Source organism: Geodermatophilus sp. URMC 65, assembly GCF_053502545.1.
In genome coordinates, this window is the sequence record NZ_CP199954.1 from 5,492,648 (window position 1) to 5,510,327 (window position 17,680).

At 73.9% G+C, this 17,680-nt stretch carries 17 protein-coding genes; 12 read left to right on the forward strand and 5 right to left on the reverse strand.

Annotated features, from left to right (window positions below):
- Positions 1-89: 89 nt before the first annotated feature.
- From ACWIX7_RS26440 to ACWIX7_RS26450, 3 genes are all read right to left on the reverse strand, one after another.
- Positions 90-2,159, reverse strand: coding sequence for an elongation factor G-like protein EF-G2 (locus ACWIX7_RS26440; RefSeq protein ID WP_448619365.1), 2,070 nt, complete (start codon positions 2,157-2,159; stop codon positions 90-92).
- A gap of 5 nt (positions 2,160-2,164) precedes the next feature.
- Positions 2,165-2,365: a DUF1918 domain-containing protein gene (locus ACWIX7_RS26445; RefSeq protein WP_448619366.1), complete on the reverse strand. Its 201-nt coding sequence runs from the start codon at positions 2,363-2,365 to the stop codon at positions 2,165-2,167.
- 70 nt (positions 2,366-2,435) lie between these two features.
- On the reverse strand, positions 2,436-3,320 hold the full coding sequence (locus tag ACWIX7_RS26450; RefSeq protein WP_448619367.1) for an alpha/beta fold hydrolase: 885 nt from the start codon (positions 3,318-3,320) through the stop codon (positions 2,436-2,438).
- Positions 3,321-3,390: 70 nt separating this feature from the next.
- Between ACWIX7_RS26450 and ACWIX7_RS26455 the strand changes: the two genes are divergently transcribed.
- Together ACWIX7_RS26455 and ACWIX7_RS26460 are read left to right on the forward strand one after the other, a co-directional pair.
- Positions 3,391-3,594, forward strand: coding sequence for a hypothetical protein (locus tag ACWIX7_RS26455; protein ID WP_448619368.1), 204 nt, complete (start codon positions 3,391-3,393; stop codon positions 3,592-3,594).
- A gap of 289 nt (positions 3,595-3,883) precedes the next feature.
- On the forward strand, positions 3,884-4,144 hold the full coding sequence (locus ACWIX7_RS26460; RefSeq protein ID WP_448619369.1) for a hypothetical protein: 261 nt from the start codon (positions 3,884-3,886) through the stop codon (positions 4,142-4,144).
- A gap of 56 nt (positions 4,145-4,200) precedes the next feature.
- On the opposite strand, the gene ACWIX7_RS26465 is transcribed toward ACWIX7_RS26460, so the two are convergent.
- Both ACWIX7_RS26465 and ACWIX7_RS26470 read right to left on the reverse strand, forming a co-directional pair.
- Positions 4,201-4,449, reverse strand: coding sequence for a hypothetical protein (locus tag ACWIX7_RS26465; protein ID WP_448619370.1), 249 nt, complete (start codon positions 4,447-4,449; stop codon positions 4,201-4,203).
- 184 nt (positions 4,450-4,633) lie between these two features.
- A complete protein-coding gene (locus ACWIX7_RS26470; RefSeq protein WP_448619371.1) occupies positions 4,634-5,362 on the reverse strand; it encodes a GntR family transcriptional regulator in 729 nt (242 codons plus the stop codon).
- Positions 5,363-5,585: 223 nt separating this feature from the next.
- On the opposite strand from ACWIX7_RS26470, the gene iolC reads away from it, so the two are divergent.
- The 10 genes from iolC (at position 5,586) to ACWIX7_RS26520 (ending at position 17,463) form a co-directional block, all read left to right on the forward strand.
- On the forward strand, positions 5,586-6,560 hold the full coding sequence (gene iolC / locus ACWIX7_RS26475) for a 5-dehydro-2-deoxygluconokinase (protein WP_448619372.1): 975 nt from the start codon (positions 5,586-5,588) through the stop codon (positions 6,558-6,560).
- Positions 6,553-7,491, forward strand: a complete 939-nt coding sequence (locus ACWIX7_RS26480; protein ID WP_448619373.1) for a class I fructose-bisphosphate aldolase — start codon at positions 6,553-6,555, stop codon at positions 7,489-7,491. The genes iolC and ACWIX7_RS26480 overlap by 8 nt, the downstream gene beginning before the upstream one ends.
- 82 nt (positions 7,492-7,573) lie before the next feature.
- Positions 7,574-8,485, forward strand: coding sequence for a 5-deoxy-glucuronate isomerase (gene iolB, locus ACWIX7_RS26485; protein WP_448619374.1), 912 nt, complete (start codon positions 7,574-7,576; stop codon positions 8,483-8,485).
- Positions 8,482-10,437: a 3D-(3,5/4)-trihydroxycyclohexane-1,2-dione acylhydrolase (decyclizing) gene (gene iolD / locus ACWIX7_RS26490; RefSeq protein ID WP_448619375.1), complete on the forward strand. Its 1,956-nt coding sequence runs from the start codon at positions 8,482-8,484 to the stop codon at positions 10,435-10,437. Before iolB ends, iolD begins: the two co-directional genes overlap by 4 nt.
- 31 nt (positions 10,438-10,468) lie before the next feature.
- Positions 10,469-11,461 carry a sugar phosphate isomerase/epimerase family protein gene (locus ACWIX7_RS26495; protein ID WP_448619376.1) on the forward strand — a complete coding sequence of 331 codons (993 nt, stop codon included), beginning with the start codon at positions 10,469-10,471 and terminating at the stop codon, positions 11,459-11,461.
- On the forward strand, positions 11,458-12,546 hold the full coding sequence (locus tag ACWIX7_RS26500; RefSeq protein ID WP_448619377.1) for a Gfo/Idh/MocA family protein: 1,089 nt from the start codon (positions 11,458-11,460) through the stop codon (positions 12,544-12,546). Before ACWIX7_RS26495 ends, ACWIX7_RS26500 begins: the two co-directional genes overlap by 4 nt.
- A complete protein-coding gene (locus tag ACWIX7_RS26505; protein WP_448619378.1) occupies positions 12,543-13,496 on the forward strand; it encodes a sugar phosphate isomerase/epimerase family protein in 954 nt (317 codons plus the stop codon). Before ACWIX7_RS26500 ends, ACWIX7_RS26505 begins: the two co-directional genes overlap by 4 nt.
- 28 nt (positions 13,497-13,524) lie before the next feature.
- The gene (locus tag ACWIX7_RS26510; RefSeq protein ID WP_448619379.1) at positions 13,525-15,018 is read left to right on the forward strand and encodes a CoA-acylating methylmalonate-semialdehyde dehydrogenase; all 1,494 of its coding nucleotides are present in this window, start codon (positions 13,525-13,527) and stop codon (positions 15,016-15,018) included.
- Positions 15,019-15,621: 603 nt separating this feature from the next.
- Positions 15,622-15,939 (forward strand): helix-turn-helix domain-containing protein, encoded by a 318-nt coding sequence (locus tag ACWIX7_RS26515; RefSeq protein WP_448619380.1) that lies wholly within the window; start codon positions 15,622-15,624, stop codon positions 15,937-15,939.
- A gap of 105 nt (positions 15,940-16,044) precedes the next feature.
- Positions 16,045-17,463, forward strand: coding sequence for a sugar porter family MFS transporter (locus tag ACWIX7_RS26520; protein ID WP_448619381.1), 1,419 nt, complete (start codon positions 16,045-16,047; stop codon positions 17,461-17,463).
- Positions 17,464-17,680 lie beyond the last annotated feature (217 nt).

Below are 17,680 nucleotides of genomic sequence, written 5' to 3' on the forward strand. Positions count from 1 at the left end.
CCCGCTGGACACCGGCCCCCGAGGCTAGTCGAAGGACCCCCGTCCCCCTCCCCGCTCGGGGGCTCGCGGCGAGCCCCTGGCCGGGGCCGCTAGGCGGGCACGGCGGTGAGCGACGCGGGCGCCGGCTCGTACCCCATCGGCCGGCGGGTGAAGCTGCCGGTGCCGTGGGACACCGAGCGCAGCGCCCCGGCGTAGCCGAGCAGCTCGACCTCGGGGATCTCGGCGCGCACCGTCGTCCGGTCGCGCTCGGGGTCGGCGTCGCTGCCGGTGACCCGCGCCCGCCGTCCGGACAGGTCGCTCATCACCGCACCGACGTACTCCCCCGGCACCACGACCTCCACCTCGCACCACGGCTCGAGCACCCGGGTGCCCGCGGCGGCCGCGGCCTCGCGGACGGCGAGCGCGCCGGCGGCCTGGAACGCCGCGTCCGAGGAGTCCACGGAGTGCGCCTTGCCGTCGACGAGGGTGAAGCGGGCGTCGACGAGCGGCCGGTCGCCGTTGACGCCCTTCTCCGCCTGCGCGCGGATGCCCTTCTCCACGCTGCCGTGGTACTGGCCGGGCACCGTGCCGCCGACGATGCGCTGCTGGAACACGATCCCGGTGCCCGGCTCGCCCGGCTCGGCCTCGACGACCACGACGGCGTACTGGCCGTGCCCGCCGGACTGCTTGACCAGCCGGCCGGTGACCCGCGCGGACCCGGCCAGGGTCTCCACCATGGGCACCCGCACCGGGACGGTGTTCACCGCGACGCCGTGCCGGGTGCGCAGCCGTTCCAGCAGCACCTCCGCGTGCGCCTCCCCGACGCACCAGAGCAGCAGCTGCGCGGTGTCGGGACGGCGCTCGAGCCGGACCGTCGGGTCCTCGGCGACCAGCCGGGCCAGGGCGGTGGCCAGCCGGTCCTCGTCGGCCCGGGACGCCGCCTCGACGGCGACGGGCAGCTGGGGGGTGGGCAGGTCCCACGGTGGGACCAGCCGCGGGTCCTCGGGCGAGGAGAGGGTGTCCCCGGTCTCGGCCGCAGTGAGCCGGGCGACGGCGCAGACGTCGCCCGCGGGGCAGGCGGCGACCGGGCGGAGGGTCGCGCCCAGCGGCGAGCTCACCGCGCCGATCCGCTCGTCGACGTCGTGGTCGGGGTGCCCGCGGTCGGCCATGCCGTGCCCGGAGACGTGCACCGGGGTGTCCGGGCGCAGGGTGCCGGAGAAGACGCGGACCAGCGAGACCCGGCCGAGGTAGGGGTCGGTCGTCGTCTTGACCACCTCGGCGACCAGCGGGCCGTCGGGGTCGCAGGACAGCGGGGCCGCCGGCGAGCCGTTGGGGCGGGTCGCCGGCGGGCAGCCGTGCTCCATCGGGCTCGGGAAGCCGTTGACCAGCAGGTAGAGCAGCGAGTCGATGCCGATGCCCTGCAGCGGGGCCGCGCAGAGGACGGGGTGGAAGTGGCCCCGCGCGACCGCGGTCTCCAGGTCGCTCATCAGGTCGCCCTGGACCAGTTCGTCGCCGGCGAGGTAGCGCTCCATCAGCGCCTCGTCCTCGCTCTCGCCGATGATGCCCTCGATCAGCTCGCTGCGCAGCCGGTCGGCGTCCGGGGCCTCGGCACCGGGCTGCAGCAGGTTGACCACCCCGGAGACGCTGCCGTCCGGGCCGCGGTCGACGAGGTGGACCGGGTAGACCCCCGCGCCGAGCATCGTCTGGCACAGCCGGACGGTCTCCTCGACGTCGGCCCGCGCGCGGTCCAGCTGGGTGATGACCACCGCGCGCGGCATGCCGACCGACGCGCACTCCTCCCACAGCTGCACGGTGCCCGCGTCGACGCCGTTCACCGCGGAGACGACGAAGAGGGCGGCGTCGGCCGCGCGCAGCCCGGCCCGCAGCTCGCCGACGAAGTCCGGGGAGCCCGGGGTGTCCAGCAGGGTGATGCGGTGCCCGTCGTGCTCGACGGTGGCCACGCCGAGCGACACCGAGCGCTGCTGGCGGACCTCCACCTCCTCGCTGTCGAGGCAGGTGGTGCCGTCCTCGACCCGCCCGGCGCGGGTCAGCGCGCCGGTGGCGACCAGCAGCGCCTCGGCGAGGGTGGTCTTGCCCGCGGCCGCGTGGCCCACCAGGGCCACGTTCCGGACCTTGTCGGCCGGCCGCGGGCCGGGTGCGGCGACGGTCTCCCTGGCCACGCCGCTCAGCCGTTCGCCGGCTCGGGGACGACGGCGCAGGTACCCGCAGCCGGGTGGAAGACGCCGGTGTGCCCGTCGGGGTCCCACCGGACGACGTAGGGCGGCCCCCCGCCCTCTCCCCTGACCTCGAGCACCTTGCCGGTGCGCTCGGGCTCTCCCTGGTGGGTCGACCGGACGACGATCCGGTCCCCGACGCGTGCTTGCACAACGACCTCCTGGCGGCTGCCCCCGATTGGTGTGCTGTGGGTCACAGCCTGCTCCGGGGCGCGGGGCCGATCAAGGGACCCGGGGCTCGTCCTCCGCGTCGACCGCGGCGGTGTGGGCGGCGATCGCGTCGGCCAGCGGTCCGACCACGGCGGCGGGCAGGGCGTGGCCCATCCCGGGGATCGTGACCAGCCGCGCTGAGCCGATGACCGCGGCCAGGTGGGCGGCGTGCGGCGGCGGGTTGACCGGGTCCTCGGGCGCCTCGATCACGAGGGTGGGCACCCGGACGGCGGCCAGCTCGGCCCCGCGGTCGAGCCCGGACGGGTCGGCGAGGGCGTGCGCGACGGGGCTGCGGGCGCTGCCGCTGTGCGCGACCACGCGCTCCTCGAGCGCGCGGAACTCGGCGGGGTCGAAGGGGACGCCGGCCCCGTTGAGCAGTCGCCAGTGCTCCACCCGCCAGGCGAGCTCGGACTCGGGGTCGCGCTCCTCCCCCATCGAGGCCCAGTACTGGAGGACGTGCGGGGCGGGGCCGGGCAGGTCGCTCTCCCCCGCCACGTCGGCCAGGCCGCTGCCGAGCGCGGACGTGGCGAGGACGGTGGCGCTGCGCAGCCGGTCGGGGTGGTCGAGCAGCAGCAGCTGCACGAGCGTGCCGCCCATCGACATGCCGACGACGTGCGCCCGGTCGATGCCGAGCCCGTCGAGCAGGTGGACGGCGTCGGCGGCGAGGTCCCGGACCGCGTACGGCGCGACCGCGTACGCCCGGGTGGAGCGGCCGGTGTCGCGGTGGTCGTACCGGACCACCCGGTGCTGCTGCGCCAGCCGGTCGACCAGCGCCTCGGGCCAGGTGAGGCCACTGGCGTTGGCCCCCATCACGAGCAGCAGCGGCGTTCCGGCCGGGTCGCCGCGCTCCTCGGCCCAGAGGTCGACGCCCGGCGCCACGGGGATGCGGTGTTCCACGGGCGGCAGCCTGACGCGCGCGCCCGGCCCCCGTCGACCGCGTTCCGGGGCCGGCGCCCATGCTGGTCGCATGACGAGCTCCCAGCACGCGGCCGGCCGGGACCAGGAGAGCGAGCTCGCCCACGCCGTCCCCCGGGAGGCCGCTGACGGGCCACCGCCGTGGGTGGCCGTCTGCGGGACCCCGGTCGCCGTCGTCCAGGGCAGCTGGGCCGGGCGGCGCGGTCTGGGCTCGGCGTCGCCCTGCCCGGAGTGCGCCCGGCTCCCAGCCGGCTGACCGGTTCTCCCTCGGTGCGGCGTCCCGGCGTCGACGAGGTCGCGGCCGAGTTGGGGATAACGGTAGAGGGAGCGGCGCGTGGGCGCGCCGGTCCCCGTCCTCCCGGACCGGCGCGGCGGACGACGGCGGGCGGAGCGACGTGGGGGTCGTCCTCACCGGCCGGCCCGGCGGCGTCGCGCAGGCCACGGCCGGAGGCGGGGTTGCCCGCACCCGGCGGGCCGGTGTGCACTGGCGGCGGCTCGCCGCGGGCCCACCGGGCGGGCTCCCCAGCGTGCCGAGGAGGCCGGACGTGACGCGTCGAGCGAGGCCCGGGCTGCAGGAGGAGCTGCTGCGCTTCCTGCAGCCGCCGGTGCCGCGGCGGGGGGAGCTCGTCAGCGAGCGGGTCGCGCCCACACTGGCCGACATCGGCGACGCGATGGCCGGCCGGAGGGCGGACGAGGTCCTCGCCGCGCTGGACGCCGCGATCCGGCAGGCGGGCGGGACCCCCGACCCCGAGGCGCTGCGCGAGTTCGCCGCGCAGATCGAGGCCGGCGAGAACCCCTTCTGGTGACGGACCCCCTCCTGGGTCCCCCGCGAGCTCGGGGACGCCCTGGAGGGGGCCGGGGGTCAGGAGGCGCGGAAGAGGTCGCCCCGGGCCTGGCGGACGAGGACGGCAGCGGCGGCGCTGTCGGCGTCCCCGCGGCCGGCGATCAGGGCGGCGAGGTCATCGCGGTCGCTGACGGTGGCGTAGCCGGCCAGCTCGTGCTCGAGAGCCCGGCGGGCGCGGCGCTCGTCCCGGCGGCGGCGCAGCCACGTCCCCAGGCCCAGGTGGGGGGTGGTGGCGGTGGTGGCGATGGCGAAGGAGCTGCCCTGCATGGTGGTCTCCCTGGTGTGGGTCGATGTCTCCTCTCCTATGGTCGGCCGAAAGTCTTGGCAGATCTCGCTGCGACGCTGTGAGTGTGCCCACCACGAGTGAGCAGATGTGGCCGACGCCACCGGCTCCGGCGCCCGCGACGAGGCACAGGTCGTGCCGAAGCCCCTGTCGTGCGACGGGAGCGGGTCAGCGGCCGACGAGCGTCGTCTCGAAGTCGTAGCGCGACGCGCGGTAGACGTGCCGGCCGTACTCGACGGCCGCCCCCTGGTCGTCGAAAGCGGTGCGCTGCATGGTGAGCAGCGCCGAGCGCGGCGGCTCGTCGAGGAGCCGGGCCTCGTCGGCACGCGCCAGCCGCGCCCCGATGCGCTGGTGGGCGACCCGCAGGTGGACCCCCCGGGCCCGCAGGTACTGGTAGAGCCCGCGCTCGGTGAGGTCCTCGACGGTCGGCTCGAACCGGCCCGGCAGGTGGTTGGTGAGCAGCGCGAGCGGCTCCCCCCGCGAGCGGCGCAGCCGCCGGACCACGACGATCTCGTCCCCCTCGGGCACGTCGAGCTCCTCCGCCACGTCGGCCGGGGCCGGGACGCGGTCCAGGGACAGCACCTCCGTCGTCGGCGCCTCGCCGGACCGGGAGAGGTCGTCGTAGAGGCTGGTCAGCTCGACCGAGCGGCGCACGTGCGGCTGGATCACCTGGGTGCCCACCCCGCGCTTGCGGACCACGAGCCCCTTGTCGACCAGCTCCTGCACCGCCCGCCGCACGGTGGGCCGCGACAGCCCGTAGCGCTGGGCCAGCAAGATCTCGTTCTCCAGGCGGGAGCCGGCCGGCAGGTCGCCCCCGGCGATGGCGCCCTCGATGGCCTGGGCCAGCTGGAAGTACAGCGGCGTGGGACTGGATCGGTCCAGGTCGATCGTCAGCACGGGGCCTCCTCCGGTGCGGCGCCACGGGGCTCGGCCAAGGACTCGGCGGCTCCGCGGACCGATGATGACACCTCAGCACGTCCTGTTGTCCTCACCTCTTCGGGGGGCCACCGACGACCGGACGTCCTGTTGGCCGTATGTCCTTACAAAGTCTTGACACGTTGCTGTGTCGCGGAGCACAGTCCCAGGGGCAGCCGGACGACGAGCAGGGGAACGGAGCACCGTGGCAGACACCCTGGAGATGGTGGCGATGGGCCGGAGCGGGGTCGACGTCTACCCGCTGCAGGTCGGCGTCGGCCTGGAGGACGTCGAGACGTTCGGGAAGTTCCTCGGGGGCAGCGCGGCGAACGTCGCGGTCGCCGCGGCCCGGCTCGGCCACTCCAGCGCCCTCGTGACCGGGGTGGGCGACGACCCGTTCGGACGCTTCGTCCGCCGGGCGCTGCGCGACCTCGGCGTCGACGACCGCTTCGTGGTGGTCGACCCCGCGCACCCCACTCCGGTCACCTTCTGCGAGATCTTCCCGCCCGACGACTTCCCGCTGTACTTCTACCGCCGGCCCACCGCCCCGGACCTGCAGATCCGCCCGGAGGACCTCGACCTCGCGGCCATCCGCGACGCCGGGCTGTTCTGGGCGACGGTCACCGGCCTGTCCGAGGAGCCCAGCCGGTCGGCCCACCACGCGGCGTGGGAGGCCCGGGGCCGCCGCCGGCACACCGTGCTCGACCTCGACTACCGGCCCGTGTTCTGGGCCTCGACGGAGGAGGCCACCGCCCAGGTGCGGGCGGCCCTCCCCCACGTGACCGTCGCCGTCGGCAACCGCGAGGAGTGCGAGGTCGCCGTCGGCGAGACCGACCCCGACCGCGCCGCCGACGCGCTGCTCGACGCCGGGGTGGAGCTCGCCATCGTCAAGCAGGGCCCGCGCGGCGTCCTCGGCAAGACCCGCACCGAGCGGGTCGTCGTCCCGCCCACCCCGGTCGAGGTCGTCAACGGCCTCGGCGCGGGCGACGCGTTCGGCGGCTCGCTCGCGCACGGCCTGCTCGCCGGGCTGCCCCTGGAGCAGCTGCTGCGCAACGCCAACGCCGCCGGGGCGATCGTCGCCTCCCGGCTGGAGTGCTCCACCGCGATGCCGACCACCGCCGAGATCGATGCCCATGTCAAGGCCTCCGTCACCGCCTCCCTGGAGGGGACCCGTGTCTGACACCGCCCTGTCCCCCGCCGAGGTCTCCGTGCCCCAGACGCTGGGCGCCCCGCCGGTGTGCACCTCGTACGCCGAGGTCACCGAGCTGCGCAGCCGGGACCCGCAGGCCATCCGCCGGGCGCTGGCCGCCCGCAGCCGGCGGCCGGCCTTCCTGCCCGAGGACGGCCGGCTCATGCTGGTCGCCGCCGACCACCCCGCCCGCGGCGCGCTGTCGGCCCAGGGGCGTCCGACGGCGATGAACAGCCGCACCGACATGCTCGACCGGCTGCGCACCGCGCTGGCCCGCCCGGGCGTGGACGGCCTGCTGGCCACCGCCGACATCGCCGAGGACCTGCTGCTGCTCGGCGCGCTCGAGGACAAGGTCGTCGTGGCCTCGATGAACCGCGGCGGCCTGGCCGGCGCGAGCTTCGAGCTCGACGACCGGATGACCGGCTACGACGTCGCCGGCGTGGTCGAGGCCCGCTTCGACGCGGCCAAGATGCTCAACCGGATCGACCTGGACGACCCGGGCACGGTGCGGATGCTGGAGACCGCCGGGCGCGCGGTCACCGAGCTGGCCCGCGCCGGCGTCGTCGCGATGCTCGAGCCGTTCCTGTCCCGGCGGGTCGACGGCCGGGTCAGCAACGACCTGAGCCCGGACGCGGTCATCAAGTCGGTGCACATCGCGCAGGGCCTGGGCGCCACCTCGGCCTACACCTGGCTCAAGCTGCCGGTGGTCGCGGAGATGGAGCGGGTCATGGACGCCACGACCCTGCCCACGATGCTGCTCGGCGGGGACCCCTCCCGCCGACCCGAGGAGACCTACGCGCAGTGGCGCGACGCACTCGCCCTGCCGGCGGTGCGCGGCCTGGTCGTCGGCCGGACCCTGCTGTACCCGCCGGACGACGACGTCGCCACCGCGGTGGACACCGCGGTCGGCCTCGTCCATTGAGCCGCGGCCCCGTCCCTGGTCCCGCCCCGAGCTCGCGAGGGGTGGGGGGACGGGGTCCTCTCACTCACCCTGGAGCAGTCGAATGACCGCGACCACCGCGTCGCAGCACCTGCCCGCCGGCAGCGCCGCCTCCGGCCCGTACGCCCTCGAGGTGACCCCGGAGTCCGCCGGCTGGGGGCACTCGAGCCTGCGGGTGCTCGACCTGCCGGCCGGCGGGCGCACCACCTTCGACACCGGCCCGGACGAGGTCGTCGTCGTCCCGCTGGAGGGAGGCCTGACCGTCGAGTGCGACGGCGAGGTGCTCACCCTCGCCGGCCGCAGCGGCGTGTTCGCCGGGCCGACCGACTTCGCCTACCTCCCGCTGGGCGTCACCGCCGAGCTCGCCAGCCGGGACGGCGGGCGGTTCGCCCTGTGCGGCGCCCGCGCCCGGCGGCGGCTGCCGGTGCGGTACGGCCCGGCCGCGGACGTCCCCGTCGAGCTGCGGGGCGCGGGCCGCTGCAGCCGCCAGGTGAACAACTTCGCCACCGCCGACGTCTTCGAGGCCGACGCGATCATCGCCTGCGAGGTGATCACGCCCGGCGGCAACTGGTCGTCGTACCCGCCGCACAAGCACGACGAGACCTCCGAGCACGAGACCGAGCTCGAGGAGATCTACTACTTCGAGGTCGCGCCCGGGCCGCAGGGCCAGCCGGGCCTGGCCTACCAGCGGGTCTACGGCACCCCCGAGCGGCCCATCGACGTGCTCGCCGAGGTGCGCGACCGCGACGTCGTGCTCATCCCGCACGGGTGGCACGGCCCGTCGATCGCCGCCCCCGGGCACGACCTCTACTACCTCAACGTCATGGCCGGCCCCGGCCCCGAGCGGGCCTGGCGGATCGTCGACGACCCCGACCACGCCTGGGTCCGCGGCACCTGGGCCGACGAGCCAGTCGACCCCCGGCTGCCCCTGCACTCCCCCGCCGGCACCGCGCAGAACGGAGAGCCCCGATCGTGAGCGAGCACCTGCCACCCCCACCGGCCGTCCCGGAGACGGTGCGGCTGACCGTGTCCCAGGCCGTCGTGCGCTTCCTGGCGCAGCAGTACACCGAGCGCGACGGACAGCGGCAGCGGCTGTTCGCCGGCTGCTTCGGCATCTTCGGGCACGGCAACGTCGCCGGCCTCGGCCAGGCGCTGCTGCAGGCCGAGATCGACGAGCCCGGCGCCCTGCCCTACGTGCTCGGCCGCAACGAGCAGGCCGTGGTGCACACCGCCGTGGCCTACGCCCGGGCCAGGGACCGGCTGCAGACCTGGGCGGTCTCCACCAGCGTGGGCCCCGGCTCGACCAACATGCTCACCGGCGCGGCGCTGGCGACCATCAACCGACTGCCGGTGCTGCTGCTGCCGGCCGACACCTTCGCCACCCGCTCGGCCGGCCCGCTGCTGCAGGAGCTCGAGCGGCCCGACAGCGGCGACGTGACCGTCAACGACGCCTTCCGGCCGGTGTCGCGCTACTTCGACCGGATCTGGCGGCCCGAGCAGCTGCCCGGCGCGCTGCTCGGCGCGCTGCGGGTGCTCACCGACCCGGTCGAGACCGGCACGGTGACCCTCTGCTTCCCCCAGGACGTGCAGGCCGAGGCGTTCGACTGGCCGGTCGAGCTGTTCGCCGAGCGCACCTGGCACGTGGGCCGGCCGCTGCCGGAGCCCGCCGCGCTGGCCCGCGCCGTCGAGGTGATCCGCTCGGCCCGCCGGCCGCTGGTCGTCGCCGGCGGCGGCGTCATCTACTCGCAGGCCACCGAGGCGCTGGACGCGTTCGTCTCGGCCACCGGCATCCCGGTCGGGCAGACCCAGGCCGGCAAGGGCGCCCTGCCCTACGACCACCCGCAGTCGGTCGGCGCCATCGGCTCCACCGGGACGACGGCGGCCAACGCGCTGGCCCGCGAGGCCGACGTCGTCATCGGGATCGGCACCCGCTACCAGGACTTCACCACCGCCTCGCACACCGCCTTCAACGACCCCGCCGTGCGGTTCGTCAACGTCAACATCGGCTCGATGGACGCCGTCAAGCACGCCGGGGTCAGCGTGCAGGCCGACGCCCGCGAGACGCTGACCGCGCTGACCGACGCCCTGGCCGGCTGGTCGGTCGGCGACGCCTACCGGACCCGCACCGCGGAGCTCGCCGCCGCGTGGGAGGCCACCGTCGAGGCCGCCTACCACCCGGAGGTGCCCAGCGCGGGCGAGGGCGGCCGGCTCACGCAGAACGAGGTCATCGGCATCGTCAACGAGGTCTCCGCCCCGCGGGACGTCGTCGTCTGCGCCGCCGGCTCCATGCCGGGAGACCTGCACAAGATGTGGCGGGTCCGCGACCGCAAGGGCTACCACGTCGAGTACGGCTACTCGACCATGGGCTACGAGATCCCCGGCGGCATCGGCATCCGGATGGCCGCCCCCGACCGCGACGTCTTCGTGATGATCGGCGACGGCTCCTACCTGATGATGCCGACCGAGCTGGTCACCGCGGTCCAGGAGGGCGTCAAGATCGTTGTCGTCCTGGTGCAGAACCACGGCTTCGCCTCGATCGGCGCGCTGTCCGAGCAGCTGGGCTCCCAGCGCTTCGGCACCCGCTACCGGTACCGCTCGGACTCCGGCCGGCTCGACGGCGACGTGCTGCCGGTGGACCTCGCCGCCAACGCCGCCAGCCTCGGCGTCGACGTGCTGGTCGCCCAGGACGGGCCCAGCTTCGAGGCGGCGCTGCGCAAGGCCAAGGCCAGCGACCGGACGACGGTCGTGCACGTCGAGACCGACCCGCTCGTCGACGCGCCGTCCAGCGAGTCCTGGTGGGACGTGCCGGTCAGCGAGGTCTCCACCCTGCAGAGCACCCAGGACGCGCGCGCGGTCTACGACAGCTGGAAGGCCGCCCAGCGGCCCGCCTACCTGGCACCGTCCGAGCGCGACGTCCCCCAGTCCTGATCCACCCGACCGCTTCCGGAAGAGAGAAGAGATGACCGTGCAGAACGCCGCGGCGCCCGGCCAGTCCACCCCGGAGCCGGGCCGGGCCCGGATCCGGGTCGGGTCGGCGCCCGACTCGTGGGGCGTCTGGTTCCCCGACGACCCCGCACAGGTGCCGTGGCAGCGCTTCCTCGACGAGGTGAGCGCCTGCGGCTACCAGTGGATCGAGCTGGGCCCCTACGGCTACCTGCCCACCGACCCGGCGCAGCTGTCCGACGAGCTCGCCGCGCGGAGCCTCGAGGTGTCCGCCGGCACCGTCTTCGAGCACCTGCACCGGCCCGACTCCTGGGACGCGGTGTGGGGTCAGGTCAAGGACGTCGCAGCGCTGACCCAGGCGATGGGCGGCACCCACGTGGTCGTCATCCCCGACACCTTCCGCGACCAGAAGACCGGCGCCGACGTCGAATCCCGCGACCTCACCCCCGAGCAGTGGGAGGCCAAGACCCGGGGCGTGACGCAGCTCGGCAAGGCGGTGCAGGAGGAGTACGGCCTGTCGATCGCCTTCCACCCGCACGCGGAGACGCACGTGGGCTGGCAGCGCGACATCGAGCGGTTCCTCGCCGACACCGACCCGCAGTACGTGCCCCTGTGCCTGGACACCGGGCACGTCAGCTACTACCGCGGCGACAACCTCGAGCTGATCAACAAGTACCCGGAGCGGATCGGCTACCTGCACCTCAAGCAGGTCGACCCGGCGGTGATCGACCGCGTCCTGGCCGAGGACATCACCTGGGCGGCCGCGGTGCCGATGGGGGCCATGACCGAGCCGCCGAACGGCGTCCCGGCCTACCCGCCGCTGTTCGAGGCCATCGAGGCGCACGGGCTCGACGTCTTCGCGATCGTCGAGCACGACCTGTACCCCTGCCCGCCGGACGTCCCCTTCCCCATCGCCCAGCGCACCCACCGCTACATCGGCAGCTGCGGGTTCCCGTCGCTGCAGATCGGCGCCCCCAGGACCGCCACCCCCGAGGAGGACCGGGCGTGACCACCGCAGAGACCCGCGCCGGGGCGCTCCCTGACCTCGCCGACGTCCCGGCCCGCGACCTTCGGGTGGCCGTGCTCGGCGTCGGGATGATGGGCGCCGACCACGTCGCCCGGCTCTACAGCCGCATCTCCGGCGCGCAGGTCGTCGCGGTCAGCGACGCCTACACCGAGAAGGCCGAGCAGGTGGCCGCCACCGTGCCCGGCTGCCGGGTGATCGGCGACCCCCTGGCCGCGATAGCCGACGACGACGTCGACGCCGTCCTGATCGCCACCCCCGGCCAGTTCCACGAGGAGCAGGTGCTCGCCTGCATCGAGCGGGGCAAGCCGGTGCTGTGCGAGAAGCCGCTGACCATGGACGCCGACAGCTCCCTGGCCCTCGTGCGGGCCGAGGACGGGTACGCCGCCCGCACCGGCCGACGGCTGGTGCAGGTCGGCTTCATGCGCCGCTTCGACCCGGAGTACGCCGAGCTCAAGGCGCTGATCGACGCCGGCGGGCTCGGCGAGCCGCTGGTCGTGCACTGCGCGCACCGCAACGCCGCCGTCCCGCCGCACTTCACCAGCGAGATGATGGTCAACGACTCGGTGGTGCACGAGGTCGACGTCGCCCGGTTCCTGCTCGACGAGGAGATCGCCGCGGTCACCGTGCTGCGGCCGAAGGCGACCCGCCGCGCCGTCGCCGGCCAGTCCGACCCGCTGCTGGTGCTGTTCGAGACGACCGGCGGCCGGATGGTCGACGTCGAGTGCTTCGTCAGCACCGGGGTCGGCTACGAGGTGCGCACCGAGGTGGTCGGGGAGGACGGCAGCGCCATGATCGGCCTCGACGCCGGCCTGGTGCGCACGTCCGGCGGGTCATCGGGCGCCGCCCGGTCGACCGGCATCGCACCGGACTTCCGGCAGCGGTTCGGCCGCGCCTACGACATCGAGCTGCAGCGGTGGGTCGACGCCGCCCGCCGCGGCCAGATCGACGGGCCCGGCGCGTGGGACGGCTACGCCGCCCAGGCGGTGTGCGCGGCCGGCGTCGAGGCGCTGCGCAGCGGTCAGCGCACCGAGGTCCGGCTCCAGTTGCGCGAGGGCACGCCGTCATGAGGATCGCCCTGGACCCGCAGATGCTGCGGACCACGCCGCTGCTGGAGCTGCCCGACGTGGTGGCCGGCATGGGCTACGAGTGGATCGAGCTCTCACCCCGGGAGGACTTCATCCCGTTCTTCAAGCACCCGCGGGTCGATACCGCCACGGTGCGCGCCTTCCGGTCGAAACTGGCCGACGCCGGCGTGGGCGTCACCTCGCTGCTGCCGGTGATGCGCTGGTCAGGCCCGGGTGAGGTGGAGCGGCAGGCCGCCGTCCGCTACTGGAAGCGGGCCATCGAGATGTGCGTCGAGCTCGGCGTGGACACGATGAACTCGGAGTTCAACGGCCGCCCCGAGGCGCCGGAGCTCGCCGAGGCGATGTTCTGGCGGTCGATGGAGGAGCTGCTGCCGGTCTTCGAGCGGGAGGGCGTCAAGCTGGCCCTCGAGCCGCACCCGGACGACTTCATCGAGCTCGGCCTCCCGGCGCTCGACATGATCCGCGGCATAGACAGCCCGTGCGTGTCCTTCCTGTACTGCCTGCCGCACACGTTCCACCAGGGCGACGACGCGCCGGGGATCATCGCGAACGCCGGTGAGCTGCTCACCCACGTGCACGTGGCCGACTCGATGGACCACCGGGCCTCCGACGGGCTGCGCTACATCACCAACCCGCCGGGCAACACCACCCGCGTCCACCAGCACATGGAGATCGGCCGCGGCGACGTCGACTTCGACGAGGCCTTCGCCGCCCTGGCGGGGATCGGCTTCGACGGCGTCCTCACCACCTGCGTCTTCGGCTGGGACGACCAGGCCCGCGAGTCCGGGATCCGCATGCTCGACGGGATCCGCCGGCTGGTCGGCAAGCACTTCGGCGGCGCGGAGCCGGCCTCCGTCGGCGCCCGACCCGACGCCGGCACCTCCCGGCCGAACTTCCCGCAGACCCCGCTCCCCGACGACACCGCTCCCTGACGTCGGACCGACCCCCGAGAGAGGCACCATGCCCACCCACATCCCGCACTGGATCGACGGCGCCCGCCGCGAGGGCGCCAGCGGCCGCACCGGAGAGGTGACCGACTCGGCGACCGGCGAGGTCACCGGCGAGGTCGCGCTGGCCAGCGTCGAGGAGGTCGACGCCGCGGTCGCCGCCGCCTCGGCGGCCTTCCCGGGGTGGCGCGACACCTCGCTGGCCAAGCGCACGGCGGTGCTGTTCCGCTTCCGCGAGCTGCTCAACGCCCGCAAGCCCGAGCTGGCCGCGATCATCACCGCCGAGCACGGCAAGGTCCTCGACGACGCCCTGGGCGAGGTCTCCCGCGGCCAGGAGGTCGTGGAGTACGCCTGCGGCGTGCCCTCGCTGGTCCGCGGCGGCTTCACCGAGAACGCCTCGACCAACGTCGACGTGCACTCGGTGCGCCAGCCGCTCGGACCGGTGGCGATCATCAGCCCGTTCAACTTCCCGGCGATGGTGCCGATGTGGTTCTTCCCCGTCGCGATCGCCACCGGCAACACCGTCGTCCTCAAGCCCAGCGAGCAGGACCCGTCGGCGGCGCTGTGGATGGCCGAGCTGTGGAAGGAGGCCGGGCTGCCCGACGGCGTGTTCAACGTCGTGCAGGGCGACAAGGTCGCCGTCGACCGGCTGCTGGAGCACCCCGAGATCCAGTCGGTGTCCTTCGTCGGGTCCACCGCGATCGCCCAGTACGTCTACGAGACCGGCACGAAGGCCGGCAAGCGGGTGCAGGCCCTGGGCGGGGCGAAGAACCACATGGTCGTGCTGCCCGACGCCGATCTGGACCTCGCGGCCGACGCGGCGGTGAACTCCGGGTTCGGGTCGGCCGGCGAGCGGTGCATGGCGATCAGCGCCGTGGTCGCCGTCGGCGGGGTGGGCGACGACCTGGTCGCCCGCATCGCCGAGCGCACCCACACCCTGCGCACCGGTGACGGCCGCAAGGGCTGTGACATGGGTCCGCTGATCAGCAAGCGGCACCGCGACCGGGTCGAGTCCTACGTCGAGGCCGGCGAGAAGGAGGGCGCCAAGCTCGTCGTCGACGGCCGCCAGGTGACCCCCGACGGTGGTGAGAACGGGTTCTGGCTCGGCCCGACCCTGGTCGACCACGTCGAGCCGGGCATGAGTGTCTACACCGACGAGATCTTCGGCCCGGTGCTGTCGGTGCTGCGGGTGGACACCTACGAGCACGCCGTCGAGCTGATCAACCGCAACGAGTACGGCAACGGCACCGCCATCTTCACCAACGACGGCGGCGCCGCCCGGCGGTTCCAGCACGAGGTGCAGGTCGGGATGATCGGTATCAACGTGCCGATCCCGGTGCCGATGGCCTACTACTCCTTCGGCGGGTGGAAGAACAGCCTCTTCGGCGACACGCACGCCCACGGCGCCGAGGGCGTGCACTTCTTCACCCGCGGCAAGGTCATCACCAGCCGCTGGCTGGACCCCAGCCATGGCGGCCTGAACCTGGGCTTCCCGCAGAACGCCTGAATGAGGACCCCGTCCTCCCCACCCTTCGCAAGCTCAGGGCGGGGCCCGGGACGGGGCCGGGCCGAGGCCCCCACCTGACCGGCCGGCGCCGGCGAGACCAGTCGCTGCCGGCGCCGGCCCCGAACGGTCGGCTCCTCGACGATCACGGACCCGCGGTGGCGACACGCCCGTCCGCGACAGCGTGTCGCCACGCCGGCTCCATGATCGTCAGCCGAACAGTGCTGCTGGGCACGGATCCTCCGAGACACCGTGGCGGACGAGTTCTCCACCCGCGCCCGGCCCCGACTCGTCCCGCGAGCCTCACCGTCCACCGCACGTCGCTGTCCAGAGGGGGATCGTCCGATGCCGGGAGCCTCTCCTCGTCGCGCCTCCACCGCGGTCCACGGGCAGCCGGTGGCCCTCGTCGTCCCTCCCGTCGCAGCGTCAGGGCACGGGCGCCCTCGCGAGCGGTCCGTGACCGGGAACGGGACCCACGGCCGCTGCCAGCTGTCGGCCGATCCCGCCGCTCTCGGGGACCTGGGCGGTCAACCTCCTGAGCTCGTCAGGCACCTGGCGGTCGCACTGTCCCTCCACGTCCGCAACCTGCGGCACACGGGTGCCGCCGTGCCCGCCGAGGTCGAGGAACTGGCGGGCCTCCTGACCCGGTGCGTCAGAACGCGCCCGAAGGCGACACCGGTGGACGGCGGCAGTGGCGCCGCGCACTCTCGCCGCGTGGCGGATCGCCTGCTGGTGACCAAGGGGGAAGCCGCTGAGCGCCTCAGCGTCTCGGTCAGGACCATCGAGCGCCTCGTGGCGGCCGGCCGACTGCCCCTGGTCCACGTCGAACGCGCGGCACGCTTCCGCGTGAGCGACCTGGAGACGTACGTGCACGACCTGTCCGAGGCACAGGTGCCGCAGTCCGGAGCCGGCGACCCGTCATGACCCCGTGGACGACGGGACCGCACCCGGCGTCGCGGTGATGGCGCCGCGGGCTCGCTCGCCGGGCCAGTGCCTATGTCGAAGCGCCCAACGTTGATGGAGAAGGCCATGGACACCCACAAGCCCGGCAGCGTGACGCTGCCACCCCTGACGGCAGGTCCGCACCAACGGCGGCTCGACCTCGTGACGGTCGTCGCGACGTTCGGCGGCCTGCTCTTCGGCTACGACACCGGCGTCATCAACGGCGCCCTGGAGCCGATGAAGGAGGACCTGGGGCTGACCGCGGCCGGTGAGGGCGCGGTCACCAGCACTCTGCTGGTCGGGGCCGCGATCGGAGCGCTCGTCTGCGGCCGCATCAACGACACCCTGGGCCGGAAGAAGACGCTGACGATCCTGGCCGTCATCTTCTTCGTCGGCACCTTGGGCGGTGTATTCGCCCCGAGCCTCGAGATGATGATCCCGTCGCGGGTGATCCTCGGTTTCGCGGTCGGCGGCGCCTCGGTCACCGTGCCGGTGTACCTGGCCGAACTGGCTCCCACCGAGCGCCGGGGCGGGCTCGCCGGTCGCAACGAGCTCGCGATCGTCGTCGGCCAGATGCTGGCCTTCATCATCAACGCCATCATCGGCAACGTCTGGGGCGAGCACGAGGGCGTGTGGCGCTACATGCTCGCGGTCGCCGCCGTTCCCGCCGTCGCGCTGTTCGTCGGGATGATGCGGATGCCGGAGTCACCGCGCTGGCTCATCTCGAAGGGCCGCCACGACGATGCTCTCGCCGTCCTCCTGCAGGTCCGGGACGAGAACCGGGCCCGCGCCGAGATGGCCGAGGTCGAGTTCCTGGCCGAGGAGGAGGAAGAGGCCCACATGGGGGGCTGGCAGGACCTCAAGATCGGGTGGGTCCGCCACCTCTTCATCGTCGGTATCGGGCTCGCCATCGCCCAGCAGGCAACCGGCATCAACTCGATCATGTACTACGGGACCCAGGTGCTGACCGTGGCCGGTTTCTCGGCCAGCGCGGCGCTGATCGCGAACGTCGCCAACGGCGTGCTGGCCGTCGTCGGCTCGGCCATCTGCCTGTTCTTCCTGATGGACCGGGTGCCGCGCCGCACGCTGATCATCGGCGGCTTCGTCGCGACCACGACGTGCCACGCGCTCATCGTGGCCTCCTCGTACCTGCTGCCCGAGGGCCTCACCAAGGCGTTCGTGATCCTCACCTTCATGGTGCTCTTCGTCTTCTGCATGCAGCTCGCCCTCAACGTCCCGGTGTGGGTCGTCCTGTCCGAGCTGTTCCCGCTGCGGCTGCGCGGCCTGGGGATGGGCGTGTGCGTGCTGATGCTCTGGGTGGCCAACGCGGTCATCGCGTTCGTCTTCCCGATCCTCGTCGACGCCATCAAGATCCAGGGAGCCTTCCTGGTCTTCGTCGTCCTCGGACTGATCGCGATCGTCTTCCTCAAGACGATGCTCCCCGAGACCGGCAAGCGCTCCCTGGAGGAGCTGGAGGAGTCGTTCTCGGCGGGCAACTTCCGCTAGTCGCTCCTCGCCCGTCCCTGAGCGGAGCAGGAGGGCCGGGACGGCCGGCGCGCCCACGGGGTGTGCCGGCCGTCCGTGTCCTGGTCCGCACGGACATCGACCCGACGTCGGGATCCACGACGCTGCGGCGACATCGGCATCCGCATGGCCGGCCCCGACCGCGACGTCCACGTGGTGATTGGGGACGACTCCTGCCTGATGCCGGCCGAGCCGACCA